The 17,458-nt window shown below is 71.9% G+C and carries 14 protein-coding genes; 6 read left to right on the top strand and 8 right to left on the bottom strand.

All coding sequences use genetic code 11. From position 1 onward, the window contains the following. Positions 1–19 precede the first annotated feature (19 nt). Positions 20–907, top strand: a complete 888-nt coding sequence (locus tag OG439_RS04265; protein WP_326948007.1) for an alpha/beta fold hydrolase — start codon at positions 20–22, stop codon at positions 905–907. 54 nt (positions 908–961) lie between these two features. Here OG439_RS04265 and OG439_RS04260 read toward each other — a convergent pair whose 3' ends face one another. From OG439_RS04260 to OG439_RS04250, 3 genes are read right to left on the bottom strand one after another with little or no spacing between them, the layout of a single operon-like run. Further along, positions 962–1,585: a TetR/AcrR family transcriptional regulator gene (locus OG439_RS04260; RefSeq protein ID WP_326948006.1), complete on the bottom strand. Its 624-nt coding sequence runs from the start codon at positions 1,583–1,585 to the stop codon at positions 962–964. A gap of 43 nt (positions 1,586–1,628) precedes the next feature. Further along, positions 1,629–2,588 carry a phosphotriesterase family protein gene (locus OG439_RS04255; protein WP_326948005.1) on the bottom strand — a complete coding sequence of 320 codons (960 nt, stop codon included), beginning with the start codon at positions 2,586–2,588 and terminating at the stop codon, positions 1,629–1,631. A 2-nt stretch (positions 2,589–2,590) separates the two neighbouring features. Continuing rightward, positions 2,591–4,231: an AMP-binding protein gene (locus tag OG439_RS04250; RefSeq protein ID WP_326948004.1), complete on the bottom strand. Its 1,641-nt coding sequence runs from the start codon at positions 4,229–4,231 to the stop codon at positions 2,591–2,593. A 264-nt stretch (positions 4,232–4,495) separates the two neighbouring features. On the opposite strand from OG439_RS04250, the gene OG439_RS04245 reads away from it, so the two are divergent. Next, complete coding sequence (locus tag OG439_RS04245; protein ID WP_326948003.1) at positions 4,496–5,281, top strand: hypothetical protein; 786 nt, start codon at positions 4,496–4,498, stop codon at positions 5,279–5,281. Between the two features lie 273 nt (positions 5,282–5,554). Here OG439_RS04245 and OG439_RS04240 read toward each other — a convergent pair whose 3' ends face one another. Beyond that, a complete protein-coding gene (locus OG439_RS04240; RefSeq protein WP_326948002.1) occupies positions 5,555–6,316 on the bottom strand; it encodes a thioesterase II family protein in 762 nt (253 codons plus the stop codon). Positions 6,317–6,545: 229 nt separating this feature from the next. On the opposite strand from OG439_RS04240, the gene OG439_RS04235 reads away from it, so the two are divergent. From OG439_RS04235 to OG439_RS04225, 3 genes are read left to right on the top strand one after another with little or no spacing between them, the layout of a single operon-like run. Beyond that, positions 6,546–8,135, top strand: coding sequence for an acyl-CoA carboxylase subunit beta (locus OG439_RS04235; RefSeq protein WP_326948001.1), 1,590 nt, complete (start codon positions 6,546–6,548; stop codon positions 8,133–8,135). Then, positions 8,132–8,323, top strand: coding sequence for a hypothetical protein (locus OG439_RS04230; RefSeq protein ID WP_326948000.1), 192 nt, complete (start codon positions 8,132–8,134; stop codon positions 8,321–8,323). The genes OG439_RS04235 and OG439_RS04230 overlap by 4 nt, the downstream gene beginning before the upstream one ends. Before the next feature lie 9 nt (positions 8,324–8,332). Next, the gene (locus tag OG439_RS04225) at positions 8,333–8,884 is read left to right on the top strand and encodes a DUF1707 SHOCT-like domain-containing protein (RefSeq protein ID WP_326947999.1); all 552 of its coding nucleotides are present in this window, start codon (positions 8,333–8,335) and stop codon (positions 8,882–8,884) included. A gap of 60 nt (positions 8,885–8,944) precedes the next feature. On the opposite strand, the gene OG439_RS04220 is transcribed toward OG439_RS04225, so the two are convergent. Together OG439_RS04220 and OG439_RS04215 are read right to left on the bottom strand one after the other, a co-directional pair. Beyond that, positions 8,945–10,906 carry a hypothetical protein gene (locus tag OG439_RS04220; protein WP_326947998.1) on the bottom strand — a complete coding sequence of 654 codons (1,962 nt, stop codon included), beginning with the start codon at positions 10,904–10,906 and terminating at the stop codon, positions 8,945–8,947. Beyond that, positions 10,891–11,664, bottom strand: a complete 774-nt coding sequence (locus OG439_RS04215) for an ABC transporter ATP-binding protein (RefSeq protein ID WP_247049358.1) — start codon at positions 11,662–11,664, stop codon at positions 10,891–10,893. The genes OG439_RS04220 and OG439_RS04215 overlap by 16 nt, the downstream gene beginning before the upstream one ends. Positions 11,665–11,914: 250 nt before the next feature. Between OG439_RS04215 and OG439_RS04210 the strand changes: the two genes are divergently transcribed. Next, the gene (locus OG439_RS04210) at positions 11,915–13,150 is read left to right on the top strand and encodes a cytochrome P450 (RefSeq protein ID WP_326947997.1); all 1,236 of its coding nucleotides are present in this window, start codon (positions 11,915–11,917) and stop codon (positions 13,148–13,150) included. Positions 13,151–13,497: 347 nt separating this feature from the next. On the opposite strand, the gene OG439_RS04205 is transcribed toward OG439_RS04210, so the two are convergent. Beyond that, positions 13,498–16,641: a non-ribosomal peptide synthetase gene (locus OG439_RS04205; protein ID WP_326947996.1), complete on the bottom strand. Its 3,144-nt coding sequence runs from the start codon at positions 16,639–16,641 to the stop codon at positions 13,498–13,500. Positions 16,642–16,652: 11 nt separating this feature from the next. Next, positions 16,653–17,435 (bottom strand): hypothetical protein, encoded by a 783-nt coding sequence (locus OG439_RS04200; RefSeq protein ID WP_326947995.1) that lies wholly within the window; start codon positions 17,433–17,435, stop codon positions 16,653–16,655. Positions 17,436–17,458 lie beyond the last annotated feature (23 nt).

Here is a 17,458-nt window from a genome sequence, read left to right as displayed (position 1 = left end):
GCGATCTAGCCTGGGCGCCATGGAATTCGCCGTCGCGCCGACGGAAGCCGGGCCGCCCGGCACGCTCGAAGAACTGGACATCGCCGTCGGCGACCACCACCACAGCGCGCTCGCGGCCGGGCCCGCGTCGGGCGAATTCGTCCTGTTGCTGCACGGCTGGCCCGAATTCGCCGACGCCTGGACCGAGCAGCTGCACGCCCTCGGCGAGGCCGGCTACCGCGCGGTGGCCGTCGACCAGCGGGGCTACGCCGCGGGCGCGCGCCCGGACGACGTCGCCGCCTACACCATCGAGCAGCTGGTCAGCGACGCCCTCGCGTTCGCCGACAGCCAGGGCGCCGACCGGTTCCACCTCATCGCCCGCGACTGGGGCGCCATGGTCGCGTGGACGCTCGCGACGACCCACCCGCACCGGCTGCGGTCCCTGGCCGTGCTCTCCACGCCGCACCCGTCGGCGCTGCAGCACGCGGCCGCGACCGACGACGGGCAGTTCCACGACCTCGGTTACATCCGGTTCTTCCGCCGCGGTGTCGGCAAAGCCGAGAAATACCTCCTACGCGACGGGGCCGTGCGGTTACGCGCGGTTTACGACAACCGCATTCCCGTCGAATTCGTCGAACGCAACATCGCGCGCCTTTCCGAGCCGGGCGCCCTGACCGCGACGCTGAACTGGTACCGCGGCGCGACGACCGACGCGTTCGACATCCCGGCGGGCCGGATCACCGTGCCGACGCTCTACATCTGGGGCAGCGAGGACCCCTGGCTCGGCCGCGGCGCCGCCGAGCTGACGGTGCACCACATCGACGCCGAGTACCGCTTCCAGATCATCGAGGGCGCCGGCCAGCTCCTGGCCTCGGAGACGGCGGACGAAGTGATCGCCCTCCTGCTGGACCACGTGGGCCGGCACTAGCCCGTCTTGGCGACGAGCTGCTGGTAGGGCCCGGGCCGGTCCGGTAGCCGCCGATCAACCAGGTGGGCGCAGGGCGTCCAGCAGCAGGTCCGCGTAGTGGTCGCCGATCTGGCGGGCCGTCAGGGAGCCGCTGCGGTGGTACCAGGAGCCGAGGTGGTGCACCGAGCCGAAGAAGAAGTCGACGACGACGTCGGCCGGCTTGTCCGTGCGGAACTCGCCCGACGCCTGGCCCTCTTCGACCAGGCCGCGGAAGCGCTCGTGGTACTTGCGGCGCTCGGCGCGCACCGCCTTCTGCTTGTCCGGGGACAGCTGGTGCATCGACTGCAGGAAGATCGTGTTGTCGTCCAGGTTGTCGATGCTGGACACGACGACGTCCGACGCGGCCGCGGCCAGGCGCTCGCGCAGCGGCGCGCCCGACGAGGCGACGCTCTCCAGCTGCCGCGTCTGCTCGCGCAGCACCCGGGCGTAGATCTCGTAGAGCAGGTCGTCCTTCGAGCCGAAGTAGTGGTACATCGCGCCCTTGGTGACGCCCGCGGCCTCGACGATCTCCTGGACGGACGTGCGGTCGAAGCCCTTCTTCGCGAAGAGCTTCGTGGCCTGCTCCAGCAGGCGCCGCGGCACGGCGGCCTGCTCGTCGCCGGCCGCCTCGCCCGGTTTGCGGGCGCTTGCTCGCGTCACGGCAAGTCCCCCCTCCGTCGAGTTCGGACGCACAGGATATCGCTCACCCGAGGAACCGCCTCGGTACGTCCACGAGCATCGTCGTGATGTCGGATTCACCCACCCCGCGTTCGCGCAGCGCGGGCAGCACGTCACGGGTGATGTGGAGGTAGTGCCAGTTCGGCGTCAGCACCGGCAGCTGGTCCTCGGGCAGCCAGTCGATGTAGCAGGACGCGTCGTGCGAGAGCACCATGCTGCCCGCGTACCCGCGCTCGCACATCGCCGCGACGGTGTTCACCCGCTCCTCGAACGGCAGCAGCAGGTCGAGGCCGAAGCGGTCCATGCCGAGGATCGAGCCGCGGTCGGCCAGCTCGGTCAGGTACCCGAGGTCGGTGGAGTCGCCCGAGTGCCCGATCAGCACCCGGCTCAGGTCGACGCCCTCGTCGGCGAAGATCGCCTGCTGCTCCAGCCCGCGCCGGCTGACGGCGTGGGTGTGCGTCATGATCGGCGCCCCGGTTTCGAGGTGCGCCTTCGCCACCGCGCGCAGCACGCGTTCGACACCCGGGGTCACGCCGGGCTCGTCGGTGGCGCACTTGAGCAGCCCGGCCTTGACGCCGGTGCCGGCGATGCCGTCGCGGATGTCCCCGACGAACATCCCGACCAGCGGATCTTCGCCCTGCAGCATCGTGCCGGGCCCGCGGAAGTGCAGGTAATGCGGCACGTCGTTGTAGGTGTAGAGCCCGGTGGCGACGACGATGTTGACGTCCACCTCGGCGGCGACCCGCTGCACGCGCGGGATGTAGCGGCCGAGCCCGATCACCGTCGGGTCGACGATCGTGTCGATCCCGGCGTCCTTCAGCTCCTTGAGCCGCCGGATCGCCTCGGGGACGTGCTTGCCCTCCTGGAACCCCTCGTGCTCGGGGTAGTTGTCGACGAACTCGGGGCTGAGCACGAAGAGGTGTTCGTGCATCAGCACCCGGCCCAGCGCTTCCGGCGCGATCCCGCCGCGGACGGTCTCGACCACCGCTACCCCCTCGCCCGCAGTTCGCGGCGCAGGATCTTGCCGCTGGTGGTCTTCGGCAGCTCGTCGAGCACCACGATGGTGCGCGGGTACTTGTAGGCCGCCAGCCGTTCCTTGCACCAGGCCACCAGCTCCGCCGGATCGGCGGTCACGCCGGGTGCCGGGCTGATGTACGCCTTGACCGTCTCGCCGCGGTAGTCGTCGGCGATGCCGACGACGGCGGCCTCGCGGACCGCCGGGTGCGTGTAGAGGACGTCTTCGACCTCGCGCGGCCAGACCTTGAAACCGGACGCGTTGATCATGTCCTTCTTGCGGTCCACGACGTAGACCCAGCCGCGTTCGTCCATGAACCCGATGTCGCCGGTGAGCAGCCGCCCGCCGGGAATCGACTCGGCCGTGGCGTCCCGGCGGTTCCAGTAGCCGGACACGACCATCGGGCCTTCGACGGCGATCTCGCCGGCCTGCCCGAACGGCAGCTCTTCGCCGCTCTCGCCGAGGATGCGGACGATCGTGTCGGGCACCGGCAGGCCGATCGAGATGGTGCCGGACGCCGGGTCGATCGGCGCTTCGAGGTCACCAGGGACGACGACACAGCCGGCGGTCGTCTCGGTCAGGCCGTAGCCGTTGTGGATGTAGTGCCCGGTCTTCGCGCGGAACGCCTCGACGACGGCGGGCGGCAGCGCGGCGCCACCGGAGTAGAGCAGCGCGAACGACGCGAAGTGCTCGCGGCTGAAGGACGGGTGGGCCATGAGCGCCATGTAGGCCGTCGACGGCCCGACCGTGTACGACGGCTCGTGCTCGAGGAAGGCGTCGAGCACGACGCCGGCTTCGAAGCGGTAGGCAAGCGAGAGCGTGCCCTCGATGTCGATCGCGGAGCCGACTTCGCACACCATGCCGGTGATGTGGAACAGCGGCGCGAGCCCGAACAGCGTCGTGCCGGCGGGCAGGCCGCTGAAGGAGCCGAGCGCGGCGGCGTTCGTGCCGAGGTTGCCGTGGGTGTTGGTGGCGCCCTTCGGTGTACCGCTGGTGCCGGAGGTGTAGCTGATGAGGGCGACGTCGTCGAGCGCGAACGCGGGCTCCGGCGGCTTCGGCCCGGGCGTCCCGGCGGCTTCGAGGAGTTCGACGGCGCCCGGGGTCGCCTCGCGGACGACCTTGCCCAGCACGCGCTCGTCGTCGCGGGTCTGGAACTCCAGTTCGCTGGTGGTGAGCGCGATGGGCAGTTCCTTGGCCGTCTCGCCGATGTAGGCGTTCCAGCCGCGCTGCGAGCAGACGATCGCCTTGACGCCGGCGTCGGTGAGCACGTGGGTCAGCTCGCGCTCGCGGTACATCGGGTTGACCGGCACGACGATCCCGCCGGCCTTCCACGCGCCGAGCAGCGCGATGACGAACTGCGGGATGTTCTGCAGCACCAGGGCGAGCCGGTCACCGCGCTCGAAGCCGTTCTGCGTGAGGTAGCGGGCGACGCCGTCGGAGAGCTCGTCGAGCTGCCGGTAGGTGAGCCGGCCGTCGAAGTAGACGACGGCGTCCCGGTCGGGCACGTGGTCCGCGGCCCGGCGGAAGGTCTCGGGCAGCGTGGTCGCCACGACCGGTTCCAGGGGCCGTTCGCCGTAGCTCGCCAGCCACGGTTTCTCGTCGTACCAGCTCATCCAGTGACCTCCCTTGGACACCGACCGGTCGGTATGGCGACGCTAGGAGGCAGTGCCCGTCCCCGTCAAGACCCGGCCGGCTTCCGACGTTTTCCGGAATACGCAGACCGGGTGCTTCACCGGAGAATACGGACGCCGGTTCAACCTGGTTCAGATTATCTTTTTCCGGCCGATCAGGCTGGACAATCCCCTGGTCGAGACGTCAAGATAGCGCCTGGCCGCGCATATGTTCACGCTAACGAGTACGGAACATGGGAGCCATTCATGCCTGATACCGGTGGAAGACACCGCATTTCCCGGCGGACGAAACTCGCCACGGCGGCCCTGGGCCTCGCGCTCGCCGCCGGCGCCCTGGTGATCGCGACGACGACCGGCCAGACCGGCCAGGCCAGCGCGGCGAGCGCCGAGCAGATCACCTGCCCCGACGTCGCCGGGCAGCTGCCCGCGATCCCCGCCCAAGCTCAGGCCGAGGTCCAGCGCAACCTCGCCCTGCTCGACACCCAGATCGCCGAGGCCGACAACCGCCTGGTCACCAGCGCCGGCCAGGGCGGCGCGAACTTCGTCCAGAACGCCATCCTCGGCCCGCTGAAGGACAAACGGGCCAGCACCATCGACCGCATCGCGATCGCGATCGGCCGCGTCGCCGAGAAACCCCAGGGCCTCGACGCGCTCGCGGCCTGCACTCTCGGCGGGCAGCCGGCCGCCACCACGTCCGCGGCCGCACCGGCGTCCACGGAACCGAGCGCCGCGGAACCCGCCCAGGGCGGCCAGATCACCTGCCCGGACGTCGAGAGCCGGCTGCCGGCGATCCCCGCGCAAGCCCAGGCCGAGGTCCAGCGCAACCTCGCCCTGCTCGACACGCAGCTCGCCGAAGCGAACAACCGCCTGGTCACCAGCGCGGGCGAGGGCGGCGCGAACTTCGTCCAGAACGCCATCCTCGGCCCGCTCGAGGACAAGCGCGTCGCCACGATCAACCGGATCGCCACCGCGATCGGCCGCAACGCGGACAAGCCCCAAGGCCTCGACGCGCTCGCGCCCTGCAGCTTGTGAGGTCCCGCGGCCGGCGCACCCCGTGCGCCGGCCGCCAGGACATGTCCGACCATGCCTTGGGTCCAGGTGATCACGGCGTTCGGACGACCGTTGCTCGGTGGACGATGGCCGGCTTGTCCGGCCCGCGTCACTGCTTGGGCAGGGTGAAGCGGCGTTCGACCACGTTGCGACCGCAGTAGCCGACCGAGTCGAAGGCCGGCGGGCGCCCGCCGCGGGAACCGTGGCGTTTGCGGTGCCCGGCCTGATCAGCCTGCTCGGGAGCGGCGTCGGCCGCTAGCCGCGCGACGAAGCAGCCGCGGAGAGCCGGGCGGCGATCAGGCTGTTGACGGCCGCGTGGTGTTCGTTCAGGTAGAAGTGGGCGCCCGGGTAGGTGCGCAGCTCGAACGCGCCGGACGTGTGCGTGGCCCACTGCCGGGCCTCGTCGGCGGTCACCTTGGGGTCGTGGTCGCCGATCAGGGCCAGCACCGGGCAGCTGACGTCGGGGCCGGGACGGTAGCGGTAGGTCTCGGCGGCCTTGTAGTCGTTGCGCAGCGCCGGCAGGACCATGCGGATGATCTCGTCGTCCTCCAGGACCTTCGCGTCCGTGCCGCTCAGGCGCTTGACCTCGGCGAGCAGGCCGTCGTCGCTCTCGCGGTGGTAGCGCTCGTCGCGGAACGCCGAGGGCGCCCGGCGGCCGGAGACGAACAGGCCCAGCAGCTCGGTGCCGCGCGGTTCCAGCCGGCGCGCGACCTCGAACGCGAGGCTGGCGCCCATGCTGTGGCCGAAGAACGCCAGCGGGCCCGGCTCGGCCGCGAGGATTTCCGCCAGCTGGTCGGCGAGCACGAACAGGTCGTCCACCAGCGGATCGGTGCGGCGGTCCTGACGGCCCGGGTACTGGACGGCGAGGACCTCCACCGCCGGCGAAAGCGCCGCCGACACGGGGTGGAAGTAGCTCGCGGAACCACCGGCGTGCGGGAAGCAGACCAGCCGGGCCGTGGCGGCCGGGGCCGGGTGGAACCGCCGGATCCAGAGCTGGCTGTCCAGGGAGAGGGTCATGGCCGGGCCTTCCGCGTGTCGGCTGTGCTGTCGCGCGCTTACCCCGCCGAATCTGTCAAACACCCGCACGCGGGTCGACCCCTAGGTTCCGGATGAGGGGGTGCTGGGGGGCCGGGGGTGGCAGACAGGGGGGCCGACGTGCTGGTCCGGACGGTGCCGGCCGGTTTCAATGACTTACCGGCATCCGGCCGCGAGGGGAACCGCCGAAAGAAACACGTTGGGGTGAGTCATGACCGCCACCGAAGATCTCGTCGTCGGCGACCTGCCGTCTCTCGACATCGAGGCCAAGGTCGCCGAACTGGCCGAGCTGCGGGCGCACGCCGTGTCACCGTCCCGGCGCGCGACCGAGCGGCAGCACGCCAAGGGCAAGCTCACCGTCCGGGAACGGATCGACCTGCTCTTCGACGAGGGCACGTTCCACGAGATCGACCAGCTGCGGCGGCACCGCGCCACCGGGTTCGGCCTCGAGGACCGGCGCCCCTGCTCCGACGGCGTGGTCACCGGCTGGGGCCAGGTCTTCGGCCGGCGCGTTTTCGTCTACGCGCACGACTTCCGGATCTTCGGCGGCTCGCTCGGCGAGGCGCACGCGGCGAAGATCCACAAGCTGATGGACCTCGCCGAGTCCGCCGGCGCGCCGCTGGTGTCCCTTTCGGACGGTGCGGGCGCGCGGATCCAGGAGGGCGTCAGCGCACTCGCCGGGTACGGCGGGATCTTCCGGCGCACCGTCAAGGCGTCCGGGGTGATCCCGCAGATCAGTGTGCTGCTCGGCCCGTGCGCCGGCGGCGCGGCCCACTCCCCCGCGCTGACCGACTTCGTGTTCATGGTCCGCGACATCGCGCACATGTACCTCGCCGGGCCGGACGTCGTCCGCTCGGTCACCGGCGAGGACATCACCCACGAGCAGCTCGGCGGCGCGGACGTGCACGCCGGGGTGTCCGGCGCGGCCGGCTTCGTCTACGACACCGAAGAAGAGTGCCTCGAAGAGGTCCGGCACCTGATCTCGATGCTGCCGGCGAACAACCGCGAGCTGCCGCCGTCGCTGCCGCCCGGCGAGCCGGTGGACCGGCCGAACCCGGCGCTGCTGGAGCTGGTGCCGGTCGACGCGGACCGCGGCTACGACATGCGCGAGGTCATCGCGGAGATCGCCGACTACGGCCACTTCTTCGAGGTGCACGCGAGCTGGGCGCCGAACGTCCTGTGCGGGCTCGCGCGGCTCGGCGGCGAGGTCGTCGGGATCGTGGCGAACCAGCCGTCGGCCGGCGGCGGGGTGCTGGACATCCCCGCGTCGGAGAAGGCGGCGCGGTTCGTCCAGACTTGCGACGCCTTCAGCATCCCGCTCGTCACGCTCGTCGACGTCCCGGGGTTCCGCCCCGGCAGCGACCAGGAACACGGCGGCATCGTCCGGCACAGCGCGAAGCTGCTTTACGCCTACTGCAACGCGACCGTGCCGCGCGTGCAGGTCGTCCTGCGCAAGGCCTACGGCAGCGCGTACCTCGTGATGGACTCCCGCTCGATCGGCTGCGACCTGTCTTTCGCCTGGCCCACCAACGAAATCGCGGTGATGGGCGCCGAGGACGCCGTCGACGTCGTGTTCCGGCGCGAGATCGCCGCGGCCGACGACCCGGAAGAAGCGCGCCGCCGGCGGATCCAGGAGTACCGGACCGAGCTGGCGCACCCCTACCACGCCGCCGAGCGCGGCCTGGTGGACGACGTGATCGACCCGGCCCGGACCCGGCCGGTCGTCATCGAGGCGCTCGCCGTGCTGCGGACGAAGTACGCCGCGCCGCCCGCGCGCAAGCACGGGAACCCGCCGGTATGAGCGGCCCGGACGACGACCTGGCCGTGATACTCGCCGTCCTCGGCGCGCTGGGCAGTGCGAGAAGCCCGAAGCGGGACCGGCCGCCCACCGCCGCGCCGTGGCTGCGCGCCGCGGGTTACACCCCGCCCGGCTCCTGGATGAGCCGTCCCCGGGAAGTAGGGGTGCCGCCCGGCTTTCCCGCTGGTTAGCGTGGAAACATGAGCGACCAAGACACCCTCCGTGTGTCCAATCTGGACAGAGAACGCGCCGCGCGGCTGCTGCAGGACGCGCTCGGCCAAGGCATGCTGGAACTCGAGGAGTTCGCCCAGCGCTCGGCCGCGGCGGCGGCCGCGCGCACCCGCGGCGACCTGGCTCCGCTGCTCGCCGACCTGCCCGCCGCCCACGAAGCACCGCTCGCCGCGATCGAGACGCCGCCGCTGGTGCTGAAGGCGGGCATGGGCGACGTCAAGCGCACCGGCCCGTGGGACGTGCCGAGCCGCATCGACGCCAAGTGCTCCTCCGGCGACGTCCGGATCGACTTCAGCGAAGCGACGTGCCCCCATCGCGAGGTCACGCTCAACCTGGACTGCGGCTGGGGCACCATCCTCGTCATCGTCCCGCGCGGCTGGACCCTGCTGTTCGAGGCCATGGCGACCGGCGCCGGCGACATCACGAACAAGGTCACCGCGCCGCCCGAGCCCGGCCTGCCGGTGCTGCGCGCGCACTGCAAGGTGACCGCGGGCAACATCCGCTTCCGCCACCCCCGCTGAACGCCCCGCACCCGCGAAAAGGCCCGGCTCACTCGGTGAGCCGGGCCTTTCGCACTGCGGTCAGCGGGCCGCCGCGTGCTCGCGGCCGTTCTCCTTTTCCTCTTCCGGCACTTCAGTTTCCTCCGCCGCCAAGGCTTCGGCCTTGCGCTTGGCGACGCGGTGCATCAGCACGACCATGCCGAAGGAGCACGCGCCGAGCACGATCGAGCCGATGGCCACCAGCACCCGCAGCCCGGGCGCGACGTGGGCGACGAGGAACCAGCCCGGCAGGGTCGCGCCGAACAGGCTCAGGCCCAGCGACACGAATCCCTGCGGGATCACCAGCAGGACGCCGAGCAGGACGAACAGCGCGACCGCGCCGTTCTGCGGACCGCTGAGGTCGTCCTTCTTCGCCGGCTCCTCTTCCTCGCCCTCCGCCGGCTCGTCGGCGGAGGCCTTGACCTCGGTCCGGACGCCCTTGCGCATCAGGTCGAGGATCTCCGGGCCCGCCTTCTCCAGGCGGCGGTAGGCGAGCCGGCCGAACAGCCAGTAGTAGAACGCGCCGGTGAGCAGCCCGGCCGCGACGCCCGCCCAGCCCAGCAGCGAGCTGCCGGTGCGGAACCCGATCAGCACGACGACCGCGGCCGGCACGGCCAGCAGGATCTGGCCGAACAGCATGCCGAAGATCTTCAGCCGGACCTGGTCGCCGCTTTCGTCGGTGAAGCCGTCCATCGGGTTGCCGCCGGGGCGGTCCTGGAACGGCGCGACGCCGACCAGCGAGACCAGCGGCACCAGGCCCGCCGCCCCGCCGAGCATCGCCGGCAGCACGGCCAGCACCCACGGCCACGCCCAGCCCTGCCCGCTGACCAGCGTCAGCAGCGCGGTCAGCACGAGCACCGGGACCGCGACCAGCAGCAGCCACGCGACCTGCCGGGCGCGGACGTCGACGCGTTCGGCCGCCGGGGCGACCAGCGTCAGCCACAACGCGCCCGCGTCGAGGCCGTAGACGTTCGCCGACAGCGCGCCGGCGAACAGCGCGGTGATCACACCCGCGAAGGGCAGCAGCACGGTGTTGCCGTCGAGCAGCGGGAACAGCCCGCTGAACAGGCCCGCCCACAGCGCGATGCTCAGGAACCGGGCGCGGCGCAGGTCGCGGACCCACAGCCGCAGCTCCTTGCCCAGCACCCCGCCGAACGGCCCGCCGGGCAGGATCCGCTTGGTGGCCAGGCTGTCGCCGCCGGTCTGCGTCGTGCCGCCGTCGGAGAGGCCCCGGACGAGCTGGCGCGAAAGCAGCGCCGAGAACACGAAGAACAGCACCGCGCCCAGGACGGCGAGGCCGCCGAGCGAGAGCGCGACGACGCCCCAGTTGCCCTTGCCCGCCGCGTCCACCGCGACGACCGCCCAGCTCGACGGGAGGATCCGCAGGACGATGCCGCCGCCGTCGGCCCAGCCGCCGCTGAACGTGCGGATCGCCAGGCCGATGTCCATCCAGCCGGTGTTCTGCAGGCCCAGCACGAACCCGACGACCAGCGACGACAGCTCCCAGCCGAACCGCGACCGGACGAGCCGGCCCAGTGCCTGCATGCCGACCTTCGACAGCACGACGACGAACCACAGCTGCAGCAGCACGGCCGGGATCGCGACGAGCGCGGCGGCCAGGCCGAGGTGGGCGCCGTAGACGAGCAGCACGGCGAACGCGACCAGCGCGACCACCGGCGTGATGCCGACGAACCCGGCGCCGACCATGCCGATGGCCAGCGTGCGCGGGCGGATCGGCAGCAAGGTGAAGTACTCCAGCCGCAGCACCGCGTCGCCGCCGGTGAGCATCGGGCCGAACAGCCAGCCCAGCGTCCACACCATCAGCAGCAGCGACAGCACCGCGACCGCGGTTTCGGGTGAGCCGAAGTGCGAGAACCCGACCACGAGCGTGCCGATCGCGAGGACAAGGCCGATCGACCCGCCCGCGAGCATGCTGGCCGCGCGCTGCCCGCTCATCGAGCGGCGCAGCACCGCCAGCTTCATCCGGATCAGGACGCCAACCACGCCAGCCCCTCCATCCCCCCGGTGCGGGCGCCGACGAGCTCGACGAAGACGTCTTCGAGGCCGCGCCCGGCGCGGACCTCGTCCACCGGGCCGGCCGCGGCGACCTGGCCGCGGGCGATCACCGCGACGTGGTCGCAGAGCTGCTCGACCAGGGCCATCACGTGGCTGGAGAACACGACCGAGCCGCCGGAGGCGACGAAGCGCTGCAGGATCGTGCGGATGGTGGCCGCGGAGACCGGGTCGACCGCTTCGAACGGCTCGTCCAGCACCAGCAGCTTGGGCGCGTGCAGCAACGCCGTCGCGAGGCCGATCTTCTTCCGCATACCGGTGGAGTAGTCGATCACCAGGGTGCGGTTGGCCTCGGTCAGCTCGAGGACCTCCAGCAGCTCACCCGCGCGTTCGTCGATCTGCGCCTCGGGCAGGCCGCGCAGCAGCCCCTGGTACGTCAGCAGTTCGCGGCCGGTCAGGCGCTCGGGCAGGGACATGCCGTCGGGGAGCACGCCGACGAGGGCCTTGGCGTGCACCGGGTCGGCCCAGACGTCGACGCCGAAGATGTGCGACGCGCCGGCGTCGGGGCGGAGCAGGCCCACGGCCATCGAGAGCGACGTCGTCTTGCCCGCCCCGTTGGGCCCGACCAGGCCGTAGAACGAACCCTTCGGCACGGCGAGGTCGACCCCGTCCACCGCGACCTTCCGGCCGAATCTCTTGCGCAACCCGGAGAGCCGGAGCGCGGGTGCACTTTCGTCGATCGTAGGCACGTGGATCATCCCCATGGTTCGGGCGGCCCGCCGGCCGCGCTTTACCGGGCACAGCGTAGCGGCCTGCCGGGGAAAAGAGAACGCGGCACAACTGAACAGTTCGCGTCCCGCGATAAGGGTGGGCATAGGGGTTACGAATCGGCGTGTCGCGCAATTACGGTGGCAGCCGACTGCCGAGTCGACCAAACCGGCCGAATCAGACTAACCACCCCGGGCAGCGAAAAGCAATTCCGAGCCGAGGGAAGAGCCGATGACGACATCGACCGACAGCGAACTGGAGGCCCAGCTGCGCACCGCGCGGGCCGGGCTCACCTCGCTGGGCGCCCTGGGCGACCGGATCGCCGCGCTGATGCTCGGCCCGGAGGACCCGTACCCGGTGTACGCGCAGATGCGGGCCCGCGGGCCGGTGCAGAAGAGCCGGATCGGGATCTACGCGGTGCTCGGGCGCGACATCGCCGACAGCGTGCTGCGCGACCGCCGGTTCGGCCGCCGGACACTCGGCGGTTACTGGCCGCAGGGCACGTCGACGTTCGACAATTCCTTCCTGGCGATGGACCCGCCGGAACACACCCGGCTGCGCAAACTCGCGATGCCGGCATTCAGCCCGAAGACCATCGGGGCGCTGCGCCCGGATATCGAACGGGCGTGCCGGGAACTGCTCGACGCCGTCGATTCGAGCAAGCCGTTCGACTTGATGGAGAAATACGCGAAACGCGTTCCGTGCGCGGTGATCGCGACGCTGTTCGGAATTCCGGAATCGCGGCAGGCGGAGTTCGACGAGCTCGCCGCCGGGCTGAGCCTGGTGCTCGACGGCGTCGTCTCCCTGGCCGAGGCCAAGCGCCTGCAGGACGCCGTCGACGGCATGACCGCGCTGTTCACCGAGCTGCTCGCGCTGCGCGTCGCCGAGCCGGGTCCGGACCTGGTCAGCCGGCTGCTGCAGTCGGTGGACGGCGACAAGCTGACCGCGGCCGAGCTGGTCGCGATGTGCGGGATGCTGTCGCTGGCGGGCACCGAGACCACGGTCAACCTGATCGGCAACGGCACGCTCGCCCTGCTGGAGCACCCCGGGCAGTGGGACCTGCTGCGCGCCGACCCGGACCTCGCGCCGAAGGCCGTCGAGGAGGCGCTGCGCTACGACACCTCGGTGCTGATGCAGGCGCGGTTCGCGCACGAGGAGGTCGAGCTGGGCGGCAAGCGGATCCCGGTGGACAGCCAGGTGACCATCCTGACGGGCGCGTGCAACCGCGACCCGGAGGCGTTCGACCGCCCGGACGTCTTCGACCTGCACCGCCCGTCGGGCCCGGACCACATCTCGTTCTCCAGCGGCATCCACTACTGCCTCGGCGCCCCCCTGGCCCGCCTCGAGGGCGACGTCGCGTTCCGCGTGCTGCTGGAGCGGTTCCCGAACCTGCAGCGGGCGGGCGAGGTGACGCGCCGCGCGTCACCGTTCATCCGCGGCCTGCACGCGTTCCCGGTGACCGGCTGAGCTTTCTCCGACAACTGCCGTTACGGCAGCTCGGCGCGTGCAGGAAGCAACTGAAGGCCTGGATCGGGCGCCTTGGTGCCGCAGACCGCAAGCCGGTTCAACCGGCTACGCGCACTCCCAGCCACAAGGTAGCCGCGACACTGAGGTGCGGTTCCGGCCCGCCCCACCCGCGTTCGCCCCGCTGCCCGAGTGAGAGTCCTCAGTGCTCGTCGATGGAGCTTTCTGGCCACCCAGCGTCCCAAAATCCTCCATCGACACCTCGCAGCCATGGCCCCAGCCGGAAGCTCCGGGCAAAGGGAGGGACCCCGGCGCGGAGGGGCGCGCCGGGGTCCGAGGGGGGAGGGTGGTCAGGGCGTCCGGAGCAGGTCGCGGACGTGGTCCGCGAGCTGACCCGGGGTCGGCATCGAAAACACGTCCGTGAGCTTCAACCCGACGCCGGTCAGGTCCTCGACGTGCTGCACCAGCTGCACGCCGAGCAGGGAGTGCCCGCCGACGACGAAGAAGTTCGTGTCGGCCGCGACGTCCTGGCGGCCCAGCAGTCCGGCCCACAGGCCGATCAGCGTGTCCAGCAGGTCGCCGTCGGCGGCCGGGGAGCCCGGCTCCTCCCCCGCCGCGGCGCGCCGGTCGGCGGCCAGGCGGGTCAGCGCCGGGTAGTCGATCTTCTCCGTCACCGTGGTGGGCAGCCGGTCGATGGTGACGAACTCGTGCGGGACGGCGGCCCGGGGCAGCTGCGCCCGGGCGTGCTGCCACAGCCGGTCGGCCAGCCCCGGCGAATCGGACCCCTCAACGAATGGCCCCTCGACGAACGCCACCAGGATGCCGCCCGCGCTCGGCTCGCCGACCAGGACGACCGCGACGCCGGCCACCTCCGGGTGCTCGGCCAGCACCGCCTCGACCTCGCCGAGCTCGATCCGGTTGCCGCGCAGCTTGATCTGCCGGTCCACCCGGCCGACCAGCTCGCACGTGCCGTCGTGGCGCCAGCGGCCCTGGTCGCCCGTGCGGTAGTAGCGCCCGTGCACCGGGTGCTCGCGGAACTTGTCCGCGGTCAGCTCGGGCCGGTTGTGGTAGCCGATCGCGACGCCGCCGCCGGCGATGCACAGCTCGCCGTGCACGCCCGGCGGGAGCTCGCGCCCGGCGTCGTCGGCGATGAACACCGTGGTGTTGCGGATCGGCCGGCCGACGACGATCGGGTCGTCCGGCGAGGTCAGCCGGGCCGCGGTGGACCAGACGCACGTCTCGGTCGGGCCGTAGAGGTTGCGCAGCTCGCACCCGGTGGCGACGAGCCGCCGCAACAGCGCGGGCGGCATCGGCTCGCCGCCGCAGACCACCTTGACCCCGGCCAGGAGGTCGGCGACGTCGTCCAGGACGAGCCGCCACGTCGTCGGCGTCGCCTGCAGGAAGTCGACGCGGTGCTCGGCCAGCACCGCGCGCAGGGCCCGGCCGTCGGTGCGGGCCTCGTCCGGCGCGACGACCAGCGTGGCGCCGGCGTACAGCGGGAGGAACAGGTCCATCACCGACATGTCGAACGCGAACGTCGTCATCCACAGCCCGCCGTCGCCCGGGCCCAGCCCGGTCTCACCGCGGAAGTGCGTGACCAGGTTCGCGAGGTTGCGGTGCGCGAGCACCGTGCCCTTGGGCTTGCCGGTGGACCCCGAGGTGTAGATCAGGTACGCGCACGCGTCGTCCGCCTCGTCGCCTTCCACGACGAGGGTGTCCGGGACGGCCGGCCCGTCGGCGGTGATGGCCGGCAGCGGCAGCACGGTCCGGCCGTCGGCGTCAAGGGAGACGCCGTCGCCGACCAGCAGCACCCGGGCGCCGGAGTCGGCGAGCTGGTGCTCGACGCGGTGCGCCGGGTGGTCGGGGTCGATCGGCAGGTAGGCCGCGCCGATCAGCCAGCAGCCGAACACCGCCGCGACGAGTTCGGGGCCGCGCCGCCCGGCCAGCCCGACGATGTCGCCGGGGCCGGCGCCCTGGCCGCGCAGCCGGTCGGCGGTGGCCTGCGCGGTGAGCCACAGCTCGCGGTAGGTCACCGCGCGCTCGCCGTCCCGCACGGCGACCGCGGCCGGCTGGGTGGCGACGTGGTCGGCGACCGCCTCGAGGACCGTGCGCGCCCGAGTCGGCCGCCGGGTCTTGTTGGCCGCGTCGACCACGGCCCGGTCGGCGGGGCTGAACAGCGGCAGCTGCCCCACCGGCCGCTGCGCGTCGGCGCCGGCGGCGACGAGCAGCGCGTCGTAGCGGCGCAGCAGCGCCTCGACGTCGGCGCGGAAGTGCGAACCGGTCGCGTACCGTCCTTTGAGGACGGTTTCGTCCGCGTCCGCCTGCACCACCAGTTCCAGGTCGAACTTGCTGGTGCCGTTCTCGACGCTGACCGGCCGGGTGTGCACCCCGCCGATGCCGAAACGGGGCAGGCCGCCGCCCGGCTGGTAGTTGAACAGGTGCCGGAAGATCGTGCTGCGCCAGTCGGAGCTCGCCCGCGGCAGCTCCGGGAGCAGCAGGTCGACCGGGACGTCGGCGTGCGCCAGCGCGTCGAAGTACACCGAGCGGGTGCGGGCGACGAGGTCGGCGAAACCGGCGCCGAACTCGACGCCGACCCGCAGCGGCAGCACGTTCACGTGGTAGCCGATGGCGCCCTGGGCGTGCGACGGCCGGGTGTTGACCGGCGTGCCGACGACCAGGTCCGGGCCGGCGCCGTGCCGGGCCAGCAGCAGGTAGTAGGCGGCCATGTGCACGACCGCGTCGGGGGCCCGCAGCTCGCGCCGCAGCCGGTCGAGCGCGGCGAGGGCCTCGCGGGAGAGCCGGTGCTCGACGAAGTCCCCGTCCAGGACGGACCCGGCCGCCTCGGGCGTGCCGACCGAGAGCCCGAGCGCGGTGGCGTCGAACCCGGTGAGGTGATCGCGCCAGTAGGCGATCCCGGTCTCGGTCGGCACGACGTCGGGGGTGGCGCGGACCTCGGCCGCGAGCACGGCCGGGCACGAGCGGCCCACGGCCAGCGCCTCGTAGGCCTTCGCCAGTTCGGTGAAGAAGACGGCGGCGGAAATGGTGTCGAACACGAGGTGGTGCGCGGACACGACCACCACGTCGCCGTCCGGGCAGCGGAAGTGCGCCAGCCGGATCGGCGGCGTCCCGCCGATCTCGAGCGGCGCCGCCGCGAACCCGGCGACCCGCGCGTCCACCAGCTCCCGGCTCGTGTCCACAGTGGACACGTCGAGGGCGACCGCGGACGCGGGCAGCACCTCGGCGGTGAGGCGGGTGCCCTCGTCGTGGAAGACCCGGCGCAGCCCGTGGTGCCGCCGCTGGACCAGCCGCGCCGCTTCCGCGAGCACCACCGGGTCCAGCGCGACCGGCACCTCGAACCGCACCGCGATAGTGTTGACGCCGCTGCCGGGGACCAGCCGGTCCAGCAGCCACAGCGCCTCTTCCTTGGACGTGACGCCGGCTCTCGCCGGTACCTCGACGTCCTGCCCCGGGCCCTTGCCGGTGAACGTGCGCATCGTGGGTTCTCCTACTTCAGCAGGCCCGACACGGCTTCGGCCACCGCGGAGCGGCGAAGCAGGTCGTGGCGGTCGAGGTCGAAGGAAATCTCGGCGCCGGCCAGGTGGCGGCCGTCCGCCGGGGCGTCGGAGTTGATGACCGTGCAGGTGCTCAGGTCGACGGCGGTGTCGACCTGGGTCGCGCCGACGAGGTAGTGCACGTAGGCGTCGAACCAGCTCATCATCTCGTTGCGGCGCGCCTCGTTGAGGCCGAGCCGGCCGAGCCCGACGTGCCCGACCTCGCGGTAGAGCTTGATCAGCGAGTCGCCGAGCACCACGAGGTCGTCGGCGCCGTCGGCCTCGGCGAAGCCGACGGTCTTCGACTCCTCGATCTCCTGCGGGGTCAGCACGCCGACGAGCTTGTCCAGCAGCTTGTGGAACTGCCAGTACAGCACGATCGCGCTGACCGGTTCCGGGTCGAACATGACGACCGCGGGCTGCGTGCCCCGGCGTTCGCCGATCCGGCGGGCCAGCGCCGAGGCGTAGACGCCGCCGACGCAGAACCCGAGCACGCCGCGGATCTCGCCGTCGGGCAGCGCGTCGAGCCACCGGGTCAGGTAGTCCTCGCCGGTCATGTCGTCCTCGGTGCCCGGCTCCGGCTGCATCGTCTCCCAGACCGTGCTGGGCACGCTCAAGGCGGGCGCCAGGTCGGAGAACGTCGCTTCGGAGCGGCCGGGGGAATAGAAGTCGACCGCCAGCACGAAGTCGTTCTTCGCGCCGTTCTTCAGGATTCGCCATTCGGTGAAATCGTTCATCACAACTCCCCAGTACTCTGGAA

Source organism: Amycolatopsis sp. NBC_01307 (assembly GCF_035975215.1).
GTDB lineage: Bacteria > Actinomycetota > Actinomycetes > Mycobacteriales > Pseudonocardiaceae > Amycolatopsis.
This window is presented reverse-complemented; position numbering and strand designations above follow the sequence as displayed.

Excerpts from the sequence above, each read along its gene's own strand:
- OG439_RS04235 (WP_326948001.1), top strand. The coding sequence starts at position 6,546 with ATGACCGCCACCGAAGATCTCGTCGTCGGCGACCTGCCGTCTCTCGAC.
- OG439_RS04250 (WP_326948004.1), bottom strand. The coding sequence starts at position 4,231 with ATGAGCTGGTACGACGAGAAACCGTGGCTGGCGAGCTACGGCGAACGG.
- OG439_RS04200 (WP_326947995.1), bottom strand. The coding sequence starts at position 17,435 with ATGAACGATTTCACCGAATGGCGAATCCTGAAGAACGGCGCGAAGAAC.
- OG439_RS04210 (WP_326947997.1), top strand. The coding sequence starts at position 11,915 with ATGACGACATCGACCGACAGCGAACTGGAGGCCCAGCTGCGCACCGCG.
- OG439_RS04240 (WP_326948002.1), bottom strand. The coding sequence starts at position 6,316 with ATGACCCTCTCCCTGGACAGCCAGCTCTGGATCCGGCGGTTCCACCCG.
- OG439_RS04205 (WP_326947996.1), bottom strand. The coding sequence starts at position 16,641 with ATGCGCACGTTCACCGGCAAGGGCCCGGGGCAGGACGTCGAGGTACCG.
- OG439_RS04230 (WP_326948000.1), top strand. The coding sequence starts at position 8,132 with ATGAGCGGCCCGGACGACGACCTGGCCGTGATACTCGCCGTCCTCGGC.
- OG439_RS04245 (WP_326948003.1), top strand. The coding sequence starts at position 4,496 with ATGCCTGATACCGGTGGAAGACACCGCATTTCCCGGCGGACGAAACTC.
- OG439_RS04225 (WP_326947999.1), top strand. The coding sequence starts at position 8,333 with ATGAGCGACCAAGACACCCTCCGTGTGTCCAATCTGGACAGAGAACGC.
- OG439_RS04265 (WP_326948007.1), top strand. The coding sequence starts at position 20 with ATGGAATTCGCCGTCGCGCCGACGGAAGCCGGGCCGCCCGGCACGCTC.